Below are 15,098 nucleotides of genomic sequence, written 5' to 3'. Positions count from 1 at the left end.
GAGTTGATGCGCTGCTGCCTGTTTCAGAGTCCGCGGAAAGTAGCGACAGGGCGGGCTTGCGCGAGACGGGTTATGTTGAGGTCTGGAGCCGGGTGAACTGGCGCACGCATGGCGTCGAGCAACCGAACCACATCGGAGCCACTGGTGATCACTTGGGCTTGTCCATCCTGGAGTAACCGATTCGTGCCGGTGCTCGCAGCACTCGTCACCGGGCCAGGCACCGCACCAACTGCGCGGCCAAGAGCCAGCGCCTCCCGCGCAGTGTGGAGCGTGCCCGAACGAGCACCGGCCTCGACGACCACCGACGTACCGGAAATCGCGGCCAGAATCCGCGACCGGTCAATGAACCGTTGCCTCGTCGGGGCGTGGCCAGGTGGCACCTCAGAGATCACCAGACCCTGGCTCGCGATGCGATCGATGAGCACCGTGTGGCCTGCCGGGTAGGGGCGGTCGACCCCTGCGGCGAGCACCGCGATCGTGGAACCGTTCCTCGCAAGCGCGGCTCTGTGCGCGGAGGCCTCAACCCCGTAGGCGCCGCCTGCGACGATGACGCGATCCGCACGGACGAGTTGATCCGCTATCTCTTCGGTGACGTGCACACCGTAGGCTGTCGCAGCGCGCGACCCGGTGATCGTGACCCGCTCACTCGAGTCTCTGGTGAGTAGTGCGGTGTTGCCTTTCGCCCAGAGCACGTAAGGTGCGCGTTCGCCGAGGTCACTGAGCGTGTCAGGCCACTCCGCATCGTCCGGCGTGAGTACCCGAAACCGTTCACTTTCGGCTAACAGGACGGTGAGTCGATCGACGCTTCCATGGGCGCGAGGACGATCACGCCAGACCGCGGCCGCGACCTGATCCATGCCCGGAATGTCGGTGCTGCTTTCGGTGAGAGCAATAAGCTCGACAGCGCCGATCCTTGTGAGTAGCCGCCCGGTCGCCGCATCGTTCGGCGCGCCGATGAGCGAGAGCAGTATGCGGGCGGAGCGTTCGTCGTGTGCAAGGTCGGTAAGGGTAGCCATGATCAAGTTCCTTCGCAGTCAAAATCACTGAGAAGGTGCACACGGGTCACCGGCGGAGGTTAGGCGGCGGTGAGTTGATCTGCTCGCTGCAGGGTGTGATGCCGTGCGCGGGCTTCGGTAATCCGGACTCGCACGAGCAGCCCGACGCTCAAAGGGCCGTTTACTGCGAATTTCAGTGCGTTCCAGATGCACGCAAGCGCGATCACGTAGAGCCAGTTCGGTGCGCCGTCGTCGATGAGTGTGGTGACGTATGCGGCGGCGAAGCAGTAGGGGATTGCCAACAGCATTGCGGGCGCGCCCCATTTGAGGCCTTGCCTGGTGCGGAGCGCATCGAGTGCAATGTTCGTCGGCATGAAATGCCGCATGAAGCTGCGGATGTAGATACTGATGATCCAGATCAGGCGAAACATGATGACAGTCTTCTTCCGGTCGGGGGGCGACAGGTAGAAGAAAATGACTGTCCAGCCAGGGCCGTTGGTCGTGCCAACACTTCGGGTGCTGGCGTAGCAGGTAGAGGCCGCCTACCCACAGGGTACGCTGGGGCTGGGGAAAGCGCCATGCTAATGATCTTGTTCAAAGGATCACGGTGGTGCGCACCGTCTCACAACTTCACCAACTACGTGAGTTGAGCCGCTTCCGCTCTCACCATTCATCGAATGTCATATCTGGTCGATCGCCCTGTGGCAGTGGTATTCGGCGGAGCGGGTCTGATTCTTCCAAGTGCTCCTCAGACCACGAGAGGTAGGCGCCGAGAATCTCGGCGAACTCATGGTCCGGACCGCGCTCCGCGGTGGCCCGGCGAAGACTCGCAACGACTTCGGTCAACTCGCTGTGCCGAACAAAGTCGGCGCGGAGCTGTTCCAGAGTGTCCTACCAGCCCGAATACTTCACAGCACGCTTACGAAGTTCTTCCGCGCGCTCACGGTCCTGTTGCCACTGGATTTCCATCTGGCGACGCCGTTCAGCTAACTCTCGTGCCTCGATGGTGAGCTGTTCGATCCTTTCGACGGCACGCAGCAGCTTGTCTTCGATGCGCGTGTTTGCGGTGTCATCCAGAGTTAGAACGTTAGAGGAACCTGACCGCACGTCGGGACGGAGCCGGTGAGGGTCGAGATCCGCTGTACTTCGCCTGTTCAGCGAGGTGTTTTTCAGTTGGCTCATAATCGACCTTCTTGTGCTTCACTCCGAAACGAATCGACGCGGGTGCATCACCGGCGTCGATTGAGAACAAGTCAGGACCGGGGGAGACACGCTTCCGGCGACCATTCCAGCTAATTTGATTCTGCGCGAGTGTGAACCTCGTTGTATTTTTCTTGCCGTGCCCGGTCGCTGGGCTTCGGGCTGCGACCCGCAGGGATGCAAATTGTCGCCGATATGCGTTCAAGCTGAAGCCTCCTTGAGCATCGCATCTGCTCAGCTGTAATGTTACTATCTACGCATGCATGCGGATAGCAACATTTACGGGACTGGACTCTCGCCGGAGTATGTGGATTTGGCTGCAGAAGTTCTGGGTATCCTTTCGGACCCCACTCGAATCAGGATCGTGCTCGCATTGCGACAATCCGACGAGTTACCAGTGAATGCGATTGCGGAGATAGTGGGCAAGAAGCCATCAGGGGTGTCGCAGCATCTTGCGAGGCTGAGAATGGCCCGGATGGTGACCACCCGACAGCAGGGTACGAGCGTGTTATATCGGCTCACTGACGAGCACGCCCTCGCACTCGTGCTCGAAGCGATCAAACAAGCAGAGCACGCCGTTGCGAACGGGCAGATCCCTCCGCACCACTACGCCCCACCGCAGTAGCCTCGTTACTTCGTCATCAGCCCGTTAGGTGCCTGCAGCATGATCGCCGTTCTCCGAAACCCGACCTATGCCAAGCTGTTCAGTGCGCAGATCATTGCACTGCTGGGCACAGGCCTCCTCACGGTCGCGCTCGGCCTGCTCGCCTTCGACATCGCTGGTGGGGATGCCGGGATCGTGTTGGGCGCCGCAATGACGATCAAAATGGTCGCCTATGTCGCTGTTTCGCCGATCACCACTGCGCTGGCTTCGCGAGTGCCGCGCAAGCCCGTTCTCATCGCGGCCGATCTTGTCCGGGCGGGGGTTGCCATTTCCCTGCCGTTTGTCACCGAGGCGTGGCAAATCTACATCCTGATATTCCTATTGCAATCCGCATCCGCCACCTTTACCCCGACGTTCCAGGCGGTCATCCCGTCCGTACTTCCAAATGAGAAGGACTACACTCGTGCTCTGTCGTTGTCTCGCTTGGCATATGACCTGGAATCGCTGGTCAGTCCAATGCTCGCTGCAGCGCTTTTGACGGTGATCAGCTTCCACAACCTCTTCGTCGGGACCGTGATTGGTTTCTTCGCCTCAGCAGCCTTGGTGATTGCAACTCGCTTTCCGCACATTGAAGTTCCACCGCCGACAGCGTTTTTCGAACGGCTCACCCGCGGGGGCCGGGTGTTCTTGGCCACTCCTGAGCTACGCGGCCTCATGGGTTTGAACCCGGTCGTGGCGACGACTACCGCAATGGTGATCGTGAATACCGTTGTCCTGGTGCAGGGCGATCTCGCTCGCCCCCAGACCGATGTAGCACTCATGCTCGCCGCTTACGGTGGCGGATCCATGCTTATCGCTCTCGGAATACCGAAGTTGTTGGAGACGCTCCCGGATCGACGGGTGATGCTCACCGGGGGAAGTATCCTTCCCATCTTGCTCCTGGCCGGGACCGGGGTCATGGCGTGGATGAGCGGCACGCCTCAGTGGGTCGCTCTCCTAATCGTGTGGACTCTGCTCGGAGCAGCGACTTCTGCGATCCTCACACCCTCAGCACGTCTCCTGCGTCGCAACAGTACCGACCAGAATCGGCCAGCGGTGTTCGCCGCCCAATTCTCTCTCTCCCACGCCTGCTTCCTCATTACCTACCCACTCGCTGGGATCCTCGGGGCTGTCATCGGGCTCCCTGCTGTCGCGCTCGTACTCGTCGCTATCGGCGCCCTGGGCACTGTTCTCGCCACCCTGGCCTGGCGCGACGCATCCAGGCCACTGCTGCAGCGAGTAAGTGCCCAAGGACCCACCAAAACGCAACAGTGATGAGCCCAACAATGATGCCGGAAGCCCGACGTCCGCGAGAAGTGCGTGGGCACCCCCTCCAATGTGCCAAGCCGGCAGAACGACTACCTCAGCTAGTTCTGTCGCCTTTGACGCGCTTTCGAGTTGTGAGTCTGACTACGGGCGAGGAGTATTGTCCGGAGCATCAAATCGTCGTCGATGCATGGAGGTCCATCGCACATGTTTGTGAGTAGTATTCCGAGCCCACCCTCGATGTGGTCGCAATTCGACCTTGGTCCGGTGACGATCCACACCTACGCACTGTGCATTCTCGCAGGCATCATTGCCGCAGTCGTTATAACCCAGCATCGGCTTTCTCAGCGCGGTGGGGAGAAGGGAGTGGTGCTCGATATCGTCATTTGGGCTGTCCCGTTTGGGATCATCGGTGCGCGCTTTTATCACGTGTTCACCCATTTGAGTGACTACTTCTATCCGGGTGCAAACCTCTGGAGCGTCTTCGCGATCTGGGATGGCGGCAATGCGCTCTACGGTTCACTTCTTGGTGGCGCGGTTGGGGCCTACGTCGGATGCCGTCGAACGGGAATCAGTTTTTGGTCCTTCGCCGATGCGCTGGCCCCAGCGATGCTCGTCGCACAGTCACTGGGCCGTGTCGGTAACTACTTTAATCATGAGCTATTTGGTCTGCCGACTACCCTGCCGTGGGGGCTGGAGATCCTGCCGACCGATGCAATGTTTCCGAAGGGAATGCCGGCTGACACTTTATTCCATCCCTTGTTTCTCTACGAGATCATCTGGAACTTATTCGGAGTAGCAATCATCCTGCTACTCGAACGGCGATTCAGGCTGCGGTGGGGACGCACCTTCGGCCTCTATCTGATCTGGTACGGCATTGGGCGCAGTTGGCTCGAAGCGATCCGGATCGACCCCACTAGCGATGCCATGTTTGGAGTACCCGCAAACATCTGGGCATCGTTTGCAGCAATCGTCATTGGCATTGTCCTGTTCTTCGTACAGGCCATTCGACACCCGGACCCTGAGCCCTCGGTGTTTCGAGATAACCGCAGCAGCGAAAGTGCGGTCGAGCCCAAAACGAACGGTGAGGCGTTCTCGGGCTCCGCTGACCGGACGAACAAGGAAAAAGGGTGAGCGCTTCAGCCTGTGAGGTTGGCGGCAACAGCGCAGCTTGTGGAAGAAGTTCCAACCATCGGGGCGACTCACGAAGGGCAACGCACATGCGTATTGATGTTCTCTCTATTGATGATTGCCCGAACTCGCCGGCGGCGATTGATCAGGTGCGTGATGCCCTGGACTCACTCGGTTACCCGGATGTTCCGGTTATCGAGCGTCGGATCACGACTCCAGAGGAAGCCGCAGCCTCCGCATTCGCTGGCTCGCCCACCATCCTGATCAACGGCGTCGACATTGTGCCGGGGACCGTTCCAACGGGCAGCCTTGCGTGCCGGGTTTACCGCACCGACACCGGCATGGCGGGGCGTCCGACCACGGCGCAGATCGCTGAAGCAATCCGAACACACTGACCTGGCAAGGGTAGCTGAGAAGATATTGGTATGAGACCCGGCGTGGAATGGATGGAACGATTCCAGGTATCGCTCTACCTCGCAGCCCTCATCATTGCCGCAGCGGTCGGTCTACTCGTGCCTGCGGTTGCGCGTCCGGCTGAGATCACAATCAATACCGTGCTCGGGCTATTGCTGTACGCTACTTTTCTCGGTGTGCCGTTCGCAAAGATCGGGCAGGCGTTCCGCGACTGGCGATTCCTCGCTGTTCTCACGGTCGTGAACTTCGCCGTCGTTCCGGTGGTGGTGTTTGCCCTGTCGCGGATCGTCGCTCACGACCAGGTGCTGCTGGTCGGGGTGCTGTTCGTGCTCCTGACCCCGTGCGTGGACTATGTGATCGTGTTCACCGGTATCGCTGGGGGTGCGAAAGACCGGTTACTCGCGGCGGCGCCACTGCTGATGCTCGCCCAGATGGTCCTGCTGCCGCTCTATCTATGGTTGTTCGTCGGTGCCGAGTTCGTGCGAACGGTCGATCTTGCTCCGTTCATCGAAGCGTTCCTGCTGCTCATCGTTCTGCCACTGACCCTTGCTGGGCTCACCCAGCTCGCCGCTTCATACACCCGCACCGGGCGGGTCATGCACGAAGTTGTTCTTGGGGCAATGGTGCCACTGATGATGCTGACCCTCGCGGCCGTCGTTGCGTCCCAGATCGCTGGAGTTGGGCAACAACTCAGCAGGTTGCTGCTGGTCGTGCCGGTCTATGTCGTCTTTGCCGTCATCATGATCCCTATCGGCATCGCTGCGGGGCGGGTCGCGCGGCTCGACGCTTCCGGCACGCGGGCTGTTGTGTTTAGCGGTGCAACCCGCAACTCTTTGGTCGTGCTTCCGCTTGTGCTCGCCCTCCCCGACGCGCTCGACCTTGCCCCGCTGGTCGTCGTCACTCAGACATTAGTCGAACTCATCGTCATGATCGTCTTCATCCGGCTGATCCCGCGACTTGTCCGATCCAGATCTTCTACCCTGCAGAATTCCTGAACTCACGGGTCGGTTCCACCTTCTGAGTACCGCGACCGGGTAGCTGGCTGACGCTCAAGCGGCTTCCACTGTTCCCATCATGCCGAGATCTTCGTGGTCGAGGATGTGGCAGTGATAGACGGTTCGGCCAGTGAAATCTTCGAACGGAATTCGCACGGTGATCTGCCCAAACGCAGGGACATTGACTACGTCTAACCAAAGAGGATCGGTGAGGTCTTGGTCGCAACCGCTTACCACCTGCATCGGCCACACATGCAAGTGGACGGGGTGATCCATTGAGCTTGAGTTTGTCAGGGTCCACTCCTCGATGTCGCCGGAGCGGACAGAGGTATCAAGCCGTTCAGCATCGAATTCACTACCGTTGATAGTGAACGACATCATGCCCGCACCGTCGCGGCCCATCATTCCGCCTATGCCAAAATCCAAAACGCGACGGCGGGCGACTGGTTCTTGACGTAAGTCCCGCCGCGCAAGAGCGGTCGGGAATGGCGGTAATTCCGAGACCTGATCTCCGACTATTTTTAACTGGAGAAGCTCTACTGGCTTCTCTTCGCCGGTGCCCGCCGCACCCATCATTCCTCCCACGGTGCCACGGTTCACGGGAGAAGCGAGAAGTGTGGAAATGCCTTTGGAGGTCTCTACAAGCAGCTCCACCCGGTTCCCTGGCGCTAACTCCACCTCGGTCACGTCAACGGGAACCGGAAGGCGACCCATGTCTCGAGAGAGCAATCGAACCTGTTGACCTTCGAGGCTGAGACGCAGGTATCGGGAGGGACACGCGTTAATGATGCGCCAGCGCTCCCTTTCGCCTCCGGTGCCGGCCAACAACGGGCGGATCTGGCCATTGACCAGCACAAGTTGCCCCTCTCGCCCCATCATTCGCTCCATTAGCGAGGCGTCGACGATGTTCCCGGAGGAATCTATGGAAATGTCCGAGACCACCAACAGCCGTTCACGGGTTGTCGGAACCGGTTGGGCCTCCTCGACTATGATCGCGCCATACAGTCCCGCTGCAAGCTGGTCTGCGACCTGCCCGTGAAGGTGAGGGTGATACCAATATGTCCCTGGCGGATGGTCGTCGGGGATCTGATACTCATAATCAAAGGTCGCGCCTGGTTCGATATGCACGAAGGGATTGTCTCCGTTGCCCTCTGGGGAAACGTGCAGACCGTGAACATGAAGATTCGTCGGCGCATCCAGTCTGTTGAGCATCCGCACACGGAGCGTGTCTCCCGGACTCACTCGCAACGTAGGGCCGGGGAGAGAGTTATTGAATGCCAACACTGTTGCCTGGTGTTCACCGATTTGCAACGACGTCGATGCTGCCTCGAGCTCGATTTCGAGGAGGCCATCGACACTGGAGAGCACCACCGGTTCGGAGAAGGAGTCACCGCCTTCGCCTGAATAACCTTCCGTCGCCAACGTGCTGGTCCACCACAATCCCGCGCCTCCGGCAGCCGCCATGCCCGCGCCAGCAAGCCCCAACGCGAGTAGCTGGCGACGGGTCAAGCGATTCACCGCTCGCCCTGCTCCAATACGCGCAGCCGTTCACGAAGATCATCAGCGCTGATCTCACCGCGGGCGTATCGCTCCTCAAGAATCTCCCTAGCACGCCACGAGCCAACCGTCTCTGAGTGCCCTCGTGGGTCCGTTCGTCGGTCATGCCCGGTCGAATTACGGGTGAACACTATGACCAGCACGACCGCGACAATAATCAGGCCTATGGCAAGCAGCGCCCAGAAAACGAGGGCCCATCCCATGCCCCACATCATACCGTCTCCCCACATCATGATGTCCTCCTTGTTTGACTTAATACCCTTGATACTCCTCGTAGTTGCGAATGCCGTGGAAACTAGGAAATAACACCGACCGGGGTGCAGCGGGACGTGACCTCACTCAATCAGAGAAGAGGGCTTCGACCATTCAGGGCCGCACTGCTCGCTGCGATTGCACCGGGCGTAGAAATGGGTTTATCAATTCGTCTTTTCCGCGGGAATAGCACAAGGGATTGCGGGGTTGTATCAGATACCCTGTAGGGGTATTCCAGTTGTTGGATGCATGGTCGAAGTGGCCAGTGACTTCAACTCGAGTTTTGGCAGACCGAGACACAGCGAGTCGTCAGCCTGGCAGTGGTGATGAGAGAAGGAAGCGGATGAGTACATCGACACCTCCCGTTAGCCGATCGGGCATCGAGTTAGAGATCGGTGGGATGACCTGCGCCTCCTGCGCGAACAGGATTGAGAAGAAGCTAAATAAGCTTGACGGTGTCGAGGCAACCGTGAACTACGCCACCGAAAAAGCCAAGGTCACTGTACCCGACGGTTATGACACTTCAGTCCTCATTGCAGAGGTTGAGAAAACCGGCTATACGGCAGAGCTACCGAAGCCAAAGACGAAGTCTGTTGGCTCGAAGCGGACAGACGAGGACGCGGATCCCGAGCTAACAACGCTCCGGCACCGGCTGATCGGTTCGATCGTGCTGACGGCTCCGGTGCTCGCGATGGCAATGATTCCGGCTCTACAATTCACCTACTGGCAGTGGGCCTCGCTCGCGTTAGCGGCCCCAGTGATTGTCTGGGGCGCGTGGCCGTTTCACAAAGCTGCATGGACGAACCTCAAGCACGGTGCCGCGACGATGGACACGCTCATTTCGATGGGCACCTCCGCGGCATTGCTCTGGTCGGTGTATGCGCTCTTCTTTGGCACCGCTGGCGTGCCGGGCATGACGCATCCGTTCGAATTCACGATCGCTCCATCCGATGGCGCGGCGAACATCTACCTCGAAGTCGGTGCCGGGGTGACCATGTTCATTCTTATGGGCCGTTACTTCGAGAAGCGGTCCAAGCGCCAAGCCGGCGCTGCACTACGAGCCTTGCTTGAACTCGGGGCCAAGCAGGTTTCCGTACTCCGAGACGGTCACGAGATCAAAATCCCGACCGAGGAATTGTCGGTCGGCGACGACTTCGTCGTACGTCCGGGGGAGAAGATCGCTACTGATGGCATCGTGGTTTCTGGTACTTCCGCGGTCGATGCCTCTATGCTCACCGGAGAATCTGTTCCCGTCGAGGTTGGTAGAGGCGATACCGTGACCGGTGCCACGGTGAACGCAGGTGGGCGACTGGTAGTCCGTGCGACGCGGGTCGGGTCGGATACTCAGCTCGCACAGATGGCTCAGATGGTGGAGGATGCACAAACCGGCAAGGCTGAAGTGCAGCGCCTAGCCGACCGTATCTCGGGAATTTTCGTACCGATCGTGATCGTGATCGCTGTTGTCGCGCTGGCAGCCTGGCTCGGTGCCGGGTTTCCCGTAGCCGCGGCATTCACCGCCGCCGTAGCAGTGCTGGTCATTGCCTGCCCGTGCGCACTTGGTTTAGCGACCCCGACAGCGCTGCTTGTCGGCACGGGCCGCGGGGCTCAGCTGGGTATCCTGATCAAGGGCCCGGAAGTGCTCGAATCGACTCGGAAGATCGATACCGTCGTGCTGGACAAGACAGGCACGGTCACCACCGGAAAAATGACCCTTGTCGATGTGATCGCTGAGCCCGGCGTGGATCGTGCCGAGCTACTCCGGCTCGCAGGTGCACTTGAGGACGCCTCCGAGCACCCGATCGCGCAGGCGATTGCCAAGGGAGCAACGCAGGAAGTCGGCGTGCTGTCCACAGCTTTGGACTTTGTAAATATTGAAGGCAAGGGCGTGCAGGGCGTCATTGACGGGCACGCAGTCCTCGTAGGACGCGAATCGCTGCTGGCCGAATGGTCCCAAACGCTCAGCCCGGATGTTGCTGCGAGCAAAGCCCGCGCGGAAAGCGAAGGAAAAACTGTCGTCGCTATCGGCTGGGATGGCGCGGCGCGTGGCATCCTCGTCGTTGCCGACGTCGTCAAGCCGACCAGCGCGGAAGCCATCGCCGGACTGAAAGCCATCGGACTCACCCCGATTCTTCTCACCGGCGACAACGAAGCCGTGGCTCGGCAAATTGCCGCCGAAGTAGGTATTGATGAGGTGATCGCCGAGGTCTTACCCAAAGACAAGGTGGACGTGGTTGCCCGACTGCAAAGGGAAGGAAAGGTGGTGGCGATGATCGGCGACGGTATTAACGATGCCCCGGCACTCGCTCAGGCTGACTTGGGCCTGGCGATGGGCACAGGTACCGATGTCGCCATCGAGGCATCCGACATCACGCTTGTGCGGGGTGATCTTCGCAGCGCAGTAGATGCGATCCGACTTTCTCGAAAGACGCTGAAAACGATCAAAACCAACTTGTTCTGGGCCTTTGCCTACAATACGGCCGCGATCCCGGTCGCAGCGCTTGGCATGCTGAACCCCATGCTCGCAGGAGCAGCAATGGCGTTCTCCAGCGTCTTTGTCGTCGGAAACAGCTTACGCCTTCGCGGCTTCACAAGCGTTGCCAAACGGCAAGGCTAACTCTGCCCGAAACGGAAGAGAGTCGAAGGTTGCTTAAGGCGATGACGCGCGCAAATCTAACCTAAATCCTGTACCCAGTACCCCTATGGGGTGTAATGTAATTGACAGACCTCGTGAGGCGCGGCAATCGACCGAGTGATGCGCTCATGAAACTATGCTCAACCCACGAAAGGACAAGACAATGGTAAATATTGAATCCCGTGATCTAGGTCTCAGCAACGTGAATTCCGGCTGCAGCTGCTGCTCGCCGGGCAACGCTTCGGTGGATTCGAAAGAAAAGACGTCGATTCCGGAGGGAGCGGTGGTTTCCGACTTTCTTGTGGAAGGCATGACTTGTTCGCACTGCGTCAGTAGTGTGACAGAGGAACTCGCCGCTATCGAAGGAGTATCGGACGTGAATGTGAACCTCATCGCAGGCGGAACCTCTCTGGTTCGAGTTGCCAGTTCTGCGAAGCTTGACACCGAGCAGGTGCGAATGGCAATTGAGGAGGCCGGGTACTCGCTCGCCTAGTCCTCATGGCATAGCGCGTGTACAGCTGGACTTCCCGGGCCGCCCCGGGGGTATCTCTGCATTGTGCAGATCGAAACATGACAGTTCTCTGGTGGGTGTGTCCTCGAATAGTGGTGCAGCCCCAAGTGAAAGGTAAGGCACATGGCCCAGACCGGACATGGCGGTCACATCTCGACTACTGGTGACACGCGGGCACTGGTGATCTCCGGAGTGCTGACCGGAGTCTATTTTGCGATCGAGTTGGTGATTGGCCTGTGGACCGGGTCGGTGGCTGTAATATCCGACGCTTTCCACACGTTTTCGGCGGTCGGTGGAGTTCTGATCGCCCTGGTCGCCCTTGGCCTGAGTCGTCGACCGGCCACGAGTCGTGAGACCTATGGTTGGGCTCGCGCGGAGATCATCGGTGCCCTCTTCAATGGAGTGTTTCTGGTCATCATGGCTGGTTTCGTGTTCTGGATGGGTGCGATGCGGTTGATGGACCCAGTCGAGCTTCCCACGTCGGTGATGCTCTGGGTCGCCGCCGGAGGCATTGTCACCGAGCTGATTGCATTCTGGCTTTTGTATCAACGCCAGAAGACGAATCTCAACCTCAAAGGTGCCTTCTGGCATATCCTGCAAACTTTCGTCGGCAGCATTATCATCATCATCTCCGCCCTCGTCATCCGCTTCACCGGGTTCTTGGCTATCGATCCGCTGTTGGGCATGGCCTTCGGCTTGGTGCTGTTCTGGGCCTCGTGGAAGATCCTGCGGTCAGCTCTACGAATCCTTTTGCAAGGCGCTCCTGAGGACGTCAATGTTGAGGCTGCCGTGGAGGCGTTGGCAGACATCAGTGGAGTCGAAGACGTCCATCACGCCCACGCGTGGACGCTGACCTCGGGTCAGGATCTGTTTTCCGTTCATCTGCGTGTTGGCGAGCCTGCCCGGGACGGCCAGCGGGTCCTCGCTGAGGCCGCCGATCTATTGAAGGACCAGTTCGGCATCTACTTCTCGACGATCCAGGTCGAGAAAGTCTGCCCACTGCCGAACAAGAACGCCTCCGAAATTGACTTCACCCGGTTAACCGGGGCGGGAGGTACTGCAAGACTCACCTCGGACTGATCGAAGGGGGCGAGCGGAGGAATATGGGGCTAGACGTCCGAGCTGTCACCTATCTCTACGCTTGCCAGATACCCCTAACGGGTATATTTTGGAGATCATGAGCGAATCACACCGGGGGCATGATCAACATCACCCCGACAAGGAAATTCAACGAGCTAGCGCACAGGCTAACGATTTCGCCGAAAGCGCCACGAATCACTCTGAACACGCGGCCCATGATCGCCAAGAGGGTGTCGATCATGGGACACCAATCGGTGCTGACCCTGAAACGCGGCATCGCGATCACGGTAGCGCTCATTCCGAACACGAGTCTCACTCCGGCCACGACCACGGTTCGCATCAAGACGAAGATCATGCATCTCACTCAGGCCATCAAGGCGGATCGCATGCCGGCCACGGGGTCGACCATGTGGCGCAATTCCGCAAACTGTTCTGGGTCATGCTTGTTCTTGCCATACCGCTTGTGGCCTTCAGCCCCATGTTCGCGGGTCTGCTCGGTTACGACCTACCAATTTTCCCTGGCGTTCAGTGGATCTCCCCGGTGCTGGGAACGGTCGTCTATTTCTGGGGCGGGTGGCCCTTCCTCACCGGTGCGATTGACGAATTCAAAGCCCGCAAGCCCGGGATGATGATGCTGATCGGGCTCGCCATCACGGTCGGTTTCATCGCATCATGGGGCGCCAGCCTCGGGTTGCTTGATCACGCGCTCGACTTCTGGTGGGAACTATCGCTTCTCGTGGTGATCATGCTGCTGGGGCACTGGATCGAGATGCGCTCGCTCGCGCAAACGTCCTCCGCTCTTGATTCGCTCGCGGCGCTTCTGCCAGACGTGGCGGAACGCGTTGAAGGCGATGACATCGTAGAGGTGTCTCCCTCGTCGTTGCGCGTGGGTGACCTCGTAATGATACGTCCTGGGGGGCGCATTCCTGCTGATGGCGAAATCGTCAGCGGCACGGCCGACATCGACGAGGCGATGGTAACTGGAGAGTCGCGGCCGGTCACCCGGGCACCGGGTGATTCCGTCGTCGCGGGGACCGTGTCGACCGACACTGCGATTCGAGTTCGGGTGAGTGCAGTTGGCGACGACACTGCACTTGCGGGTATTCAGCGGCTCGTGGCCGACGCGCAAAACTCCTCATCGAGGGCACAAAGAATCGCGGATCGCGCGGCAGGGTGGCTGTTCTGGTTCGCGCTCGCGGCGGGAATCATCACGGCAGTCGTGTGGACAATGTTCGGCAATCCTGACGCCGCGGTCATCCGCACGATCACCGTTCTTGTGATCGCGTGCCCTCATGCGCTCGGATTGGCCATTCCACTGGTGGTCTCCATCGCGACCGAACGAGCTGCAAAGGGCGGGGTTCTGATCAAAGACCGGCTCGCGCTCGAAAGTATGCGAACTGTCACTTCGGTACTCTTCGACAAAACGGGAACCCTGACCAAGGGTGAGCCGATCGTGTCGGCAGTAGAGGCTGTCGGGGACGTGAGCGCGGACGAAGTCGTTACCCTCGCGGCGGCAGCCGAGAGCGATAGCGAACACCCGCTCGCGAAGGCGATTGTCGGAGCTGCGAAGGCTCGCTCGCTCGCTGTGCCAAGGGCAGACCATTTCCAATCCGCTCCTGCAGAAGGAGTCGTCGCGACCGTCGATGGCAAGCGCATTAGCGTGGGTGGTCCTCACCTCCTGGACCGGTATGGGGTCCAACCTTTGGAAGCGACGGAGGCATGGAAATTTGAGGGGGCGATCATTTTGCACGTCCTCTCGGAGGGCAAGGTGATTGGTGCACTGAAACTAGCCGATGAGATTCGACCAGAGTCTCGTGATGCCGTCGACGCGCTGCACAACCTCGGCATCGAGGTCGTCATGATCACGGGCGATGCAGAGGCAGTGGCCAACAAGGTCGGTGCCGACTTGGGTATTGACCTCGTGCTGGCCGGAGTCCGCCCCGAAAACAAGTCCGCGAAGGTCGCCGAACTTCAGAGTCAGGGCCGCAAGGTTGCGATGGTCGGCGATGGAGTCAATGATGCGCCGGCCTTGGCTCAGGCCGACGTTGGTATTGCGATTGGTGCCGGCACGGATGTTGCGATCGCATCGGCGGGCGTGATCCTCGCTTCCAGCGATCCCAGGTCAGTGTTGTCGATTGTCGAACTCTCCAACGCGAGCTATCGCAAGATGAAGCAGAATCTGTGGTGGGCTACCGGATACAACGTAATCGCCGTACCGCTCGCGGCCGGGGTTCTCGCGCCCATCGGAATCGTGCTCCCAATGTCGGTCGGGGCCATCTTGATGTCGGTGTCAACCTTAGTCGTAGCTTTGAACGCTCAACTGTTGCGACGGCTGGACTTGCGCCCTGAGCGGAGCGCGCAAGCCGCGCTTCGCAAAAGCGCGAGTGAGCGGCGCGACCTTGTCGGCGCGCAGTCGAGCTAG

General features: G+C 59.6%; 15 protein-coding genes. 9 read left to right on the top strand and 6 right to left on the bottom strand.

What is annotated here, in order from left to right; translation table 11 throughout:
- Nucleotides 1–23 precede the first annotated feature (23 nt).
- From dprA to ACTNFJ_RS06225, 3 genes are all read right to left on the bottom strand, one after another.
- Complete coding sequence (dprA, locus tag ACTNFJ_RS06235; protein ID WP_435905545.1) at nt 24–1,016, bottom strand: DNA-processing protein DprA; 993 nt, start codon at nt 1,014–1,016, stop codon at nt 24–26.
- Between the two features lie 59 nt (nt 1,017–1,075).
- A complete protein-coding gene (locus ACTNFJ_RS06230) occupies nt 1,076–1,426 on the bottom strand; it encodes a sulfate permease (protein WP_435905544.1) in 351 nt (116 codons plus the stop codon).
- A 460-nt stretch (nt 1,427–1,886) separates the two neighbouring features.
- Complete coding sequence (locus tag ACTNFJ_RS06225) at nt 1,887–2,177, bottom strand: hypothetical protein (protein WP_435905543.1); 291 nt, start codon at nt 2,175–2,177, stop codon at nt 1,887–1,889.
- Between the two features lie 277 nt (nt 2,178–2,454).
- Here ACTNFJ_RS06225 and ACTNFJ_RS06220 point away from each other — a divergent pair, with 277 nt between their 5' ends.
- The 5 genes from ACTNFJ_RS06220 (at nt 2,455) to ACTNFJ_RS06200 (ending at nt 6,644) form a co-directional block, all read left to right on the top strand.
- Nucleotides 2,455–2,820 carry an ArsR/SmtB family transcription factor gene (locus tag ACTNFJ_RS06220; protein ID WP_435905542.1) on the top strand — a complete coding sequence of 122 codons (366 nt, stop codon included), beginning with the start codon at nt 2,455–2,457 and terminating at the stop codon, nt 2,818–2,820.
- A 39-nt stretch (nt 2,821–2,859) separates the two neighbouring features.
- Complete coding sequence (locus ACTNFJ_RS06215; RefSeq protein WP_435905541.1) at nt 2,860–4,113, top strand: MFS transporter; 1,254 nt, start codon at nt 2,860–2,862, stop codon at nt 4,111–4,113.
- Nucleotides 4,114–4,311: 198 nt separating this feature from the next.
- Nucleotides 4,312–5,238, top strand: coding sequence for a prolipoprotein diacylglyceryl transferase (gene lgt, locus ACTNFJ_RS06210; protein ID WP_435905540.1), 927 nt, complete (start codon nt 4,312–4,314; stop codon nt 5,236–5,238).
- An 86-nt stretch (nt 5,239–5,324) separates the two neighbouring features.
- Nucleotides 5,325–5,630: a DF family (seleno)protein gene (locus ACTNFJ_RS06205; protein WP_435905539.1), complete on the top strand. Its 306-nt coding sequence runs from the start codon at nt 5,325–5,327 to the stop codon at nt 5,628–5,630.
- 30 nt (nt 5,631–5,660) lie between these two features.
- A complete protein-coding gene (locus ACTNFJ_RS06200) occupies nt 5,661–6,644 on the top strand; it encodes a bile acid:sodium symporter (RefSeq protein WP_435905538.1) in 984 nt (327 codons plus the stop codon).
- 54 nt (nt 6,645–6,698) lie between these two features.
- Here ACTNFJ_RS06200 and ACTNFJ_RS06195 read toward each other — a convergent pair whose 3' ends face one another.
- Nucleotides 6,699–8,162, bottom strand: a complete 1,464-nt coding sequence (locus tag ACTNFJ_RS06195; protein WP_435905537.1) for a multicopper oxidase family protein — start codon at nt 8,160–8,162, stop codon at nt 6,699–6,701.
- A complete protein-coding gene (locus ACTNFJ_RS06190) occupies nt 8,159–8,434 on the bottom strand; it encodes an SHOCT domain-containing protein (protein WP_435905536.1) in 276 nt (91 codons plus the stop codon). The genes ACTNFJ_RS06195 and ACTNFJ_RS06190 overlap by 4 nt, the downstream gene beginning before the upstream one ends.
- A 362-nt stretch (nt 8,435–8,796) precedes the next feature.
- On the opposite strand from ACTNFJ_RS06190, the gene ACTNFJ_RS06185 reads away from it, so the two are divergent.
- From ACTNFJ_RS06185 to ACTNFJ_RS06175, 3 genes are all read left to right on the top strand, one after another.
- Nucleotides 8,797–11,067, top strand: coding sequence for a heavy metal translocating P-type ATPase (locus ACTNFJ_RS06185; protein ID WP_435905535.1), 2,271 nt, complete (start codon nt 8,797–8,799; stop codon nt 11,065–11,067).
- A gap of 154 nt (nt 11,068–11,221) precedes the next feature.
- Entirely contained in the window at nt 11,222–11,578 is a 357-nt protein-coding gene (locus ACTNFJ_RS06180; RefSeq protein ID WP_435905534.1) for a heavy-metal-associated domain-containing protein, read from the top strand.
- A gap of 141 nt (nt 11,579–11,719) precedes the next feature.
- Nucleotides 11,720–12,676, top strand: coding sequence for a cation diffusion facilitator family transporter (locus ACTNFJ_RS06175; RefSeq protein ID WP_435905533.1), 957 nt, complete (start codon nt 11,720–11,722; stop codon nt 12,674–12,676).
- Between the two features lie 106 nt (nt 12,677–12,782).
- On the opposite strand, the gene ACTNFJ_RS06170 is transcribed toward ACTNFJ_RS06175, so the two are convergent.
- The gene (locus tag ACTNFJ_RS06170; protein WP_435905532.1) at nt 12,783–13,031 is read right to left on the bottom strand and encodes a hypothetical protein; all 249 of its coding nucleotides are present in this window, start codon (nt 13,029–13,031) and stop codon (nt 12,783–12,785) included.
- Nucleotides 13,032–13,115: 84 nt separating this feature from the next.
- On the opposite strand from ACTNFJ_RS06170, the gene ACTNFJ_RS06165 reads away from it, so the two are divergent.
- On the top strand, nt 13,116–15,098 hold the full coding sequence (locus ACTNFJ_RS06165) for a heavy metal translocating P-type ATPase (protein ID WP_435905531.1): 1,983 nt from the start codon (nt 13,116–13,118) through the stop codon (nt 15,096–15,098).

The sequence above is a fragment of the Leucobacter shiyiweii genome (assembly GCF_052446065.1).
In the GTDB taxonomy this organism is placed as follows: Bacteria; Actinomycetota; Actinomycetes; order Actinomycetales; family Microbacteriaceae; genus Leucobacter.
The sequence above is the reverse complement of the archived record's forward strand: the minus strand, read 5'-3'. Positions and strand labels throughout refer to the sequence as shown.

Excerpts from the sequence above, each read along its gene's own strand:
- ACTNFJ_RS06185 (WP_435905535.1), top strand. The coding sequence starts at position 8,797 with ATGAGTACATCGACACCTCCCGTTAGCCGATCGGGCATCGAGTTAGAG.
- dprA (WP_435905545.1), bottom strand. The coding sequence starts at position 1,016 with ATGGCTACCCTTACCGACCTTGCACACGACGAACGCTCCGCCCGCATA.
- lgt (WP_435905540.1), top strand. The coding sequence starts at position 4,312 with ATGTTTGTGAGTAGTATTCCGAGCCCACCCTCGATGTGGTCGCAATTC.
- ACTNFJ_RS06165 (WP_435905531.1), top strand. The coding sequence starts at position 13,116 with ATGCTTGTTCTTGCCATACCGCTTGTGGCCTTCAGCCCCATGTTCGCG.
- ACTNFJ_RS06190 (WP_435905536.1), bottom strand. The coding sequence starts at position 8,434 with ATGATGTGGGGAGACGGTATGATGTGGGGCATGGGATGGGCCCTCGTT.
- ACTNFJ_RS06180 (WP_435905534.1), top strand. The coding sequence starts at position 11,222 with ATGCTCAACCCACGAAAGGACAAGACAATGGTAAATATTGAATCCCGT.
- ACTNFJ_RS06220 (WP_435905542.1), top strand. The coding sequence starts at position 2,455 with ATGCATGCGGATAGCAACATTTACGGGACTGGACTCTCGCCGGAGTAT.
- ACTNFJ_RS06230 (WP_435905544.1), bottom strand. The coding sequence starts at position 1,426 with ATGTTTCGCCTGATCTGGATCATCAGTATCTACATCCGCAGCTTCATG.
- ACTNFJ_RS06175 (WP_435905533.1), top strand. The coding sequence starts at position 11,720 with ATGGCCCAGACCGGACATGGCGGTCACATCTCGACTACTGGTGACACG.
- ACTNFJ_RS06200 (WP_435905538.1), top strand. The coding sequence starts at position 5,661 with ATGAGACCCGGCGTGGAATGGATGGAACGATTCCAGGTATCGCTCTAC.
- ACTNFJ_RS06170 (WP_435905532.1), bottom strand. The coding sequence starts at position 13,031 with ATGATCTTCGTCTTGATGCGAACCGTGGTCGTGGCCGGAGTGAGACTC.
- ACTNFJ_RS06225 (WP_435905543.1), bottom strand. The coding sequence starts at position 2,177 with ATGAGCCAACTGAAAAACACCTCGCTGAACAGGCGAAGTACAGCGGAT.
- ACTNFJ_RS06205 (WP_435905539.1), top strand. The coding sequence starts at position 5,325 with ATGCGTATTGATGTTCTCTCTATTGATGATTGCCCGAACTCGCCGGCG.
- ACTNFJ_RS06215 (WP_435905541.1), top strand. The coding sequence starts at position 2,860 with ATGATCGCCGTTCTCCGAAACCCGACCTATGCCAAGCTGTTCAGTGCG.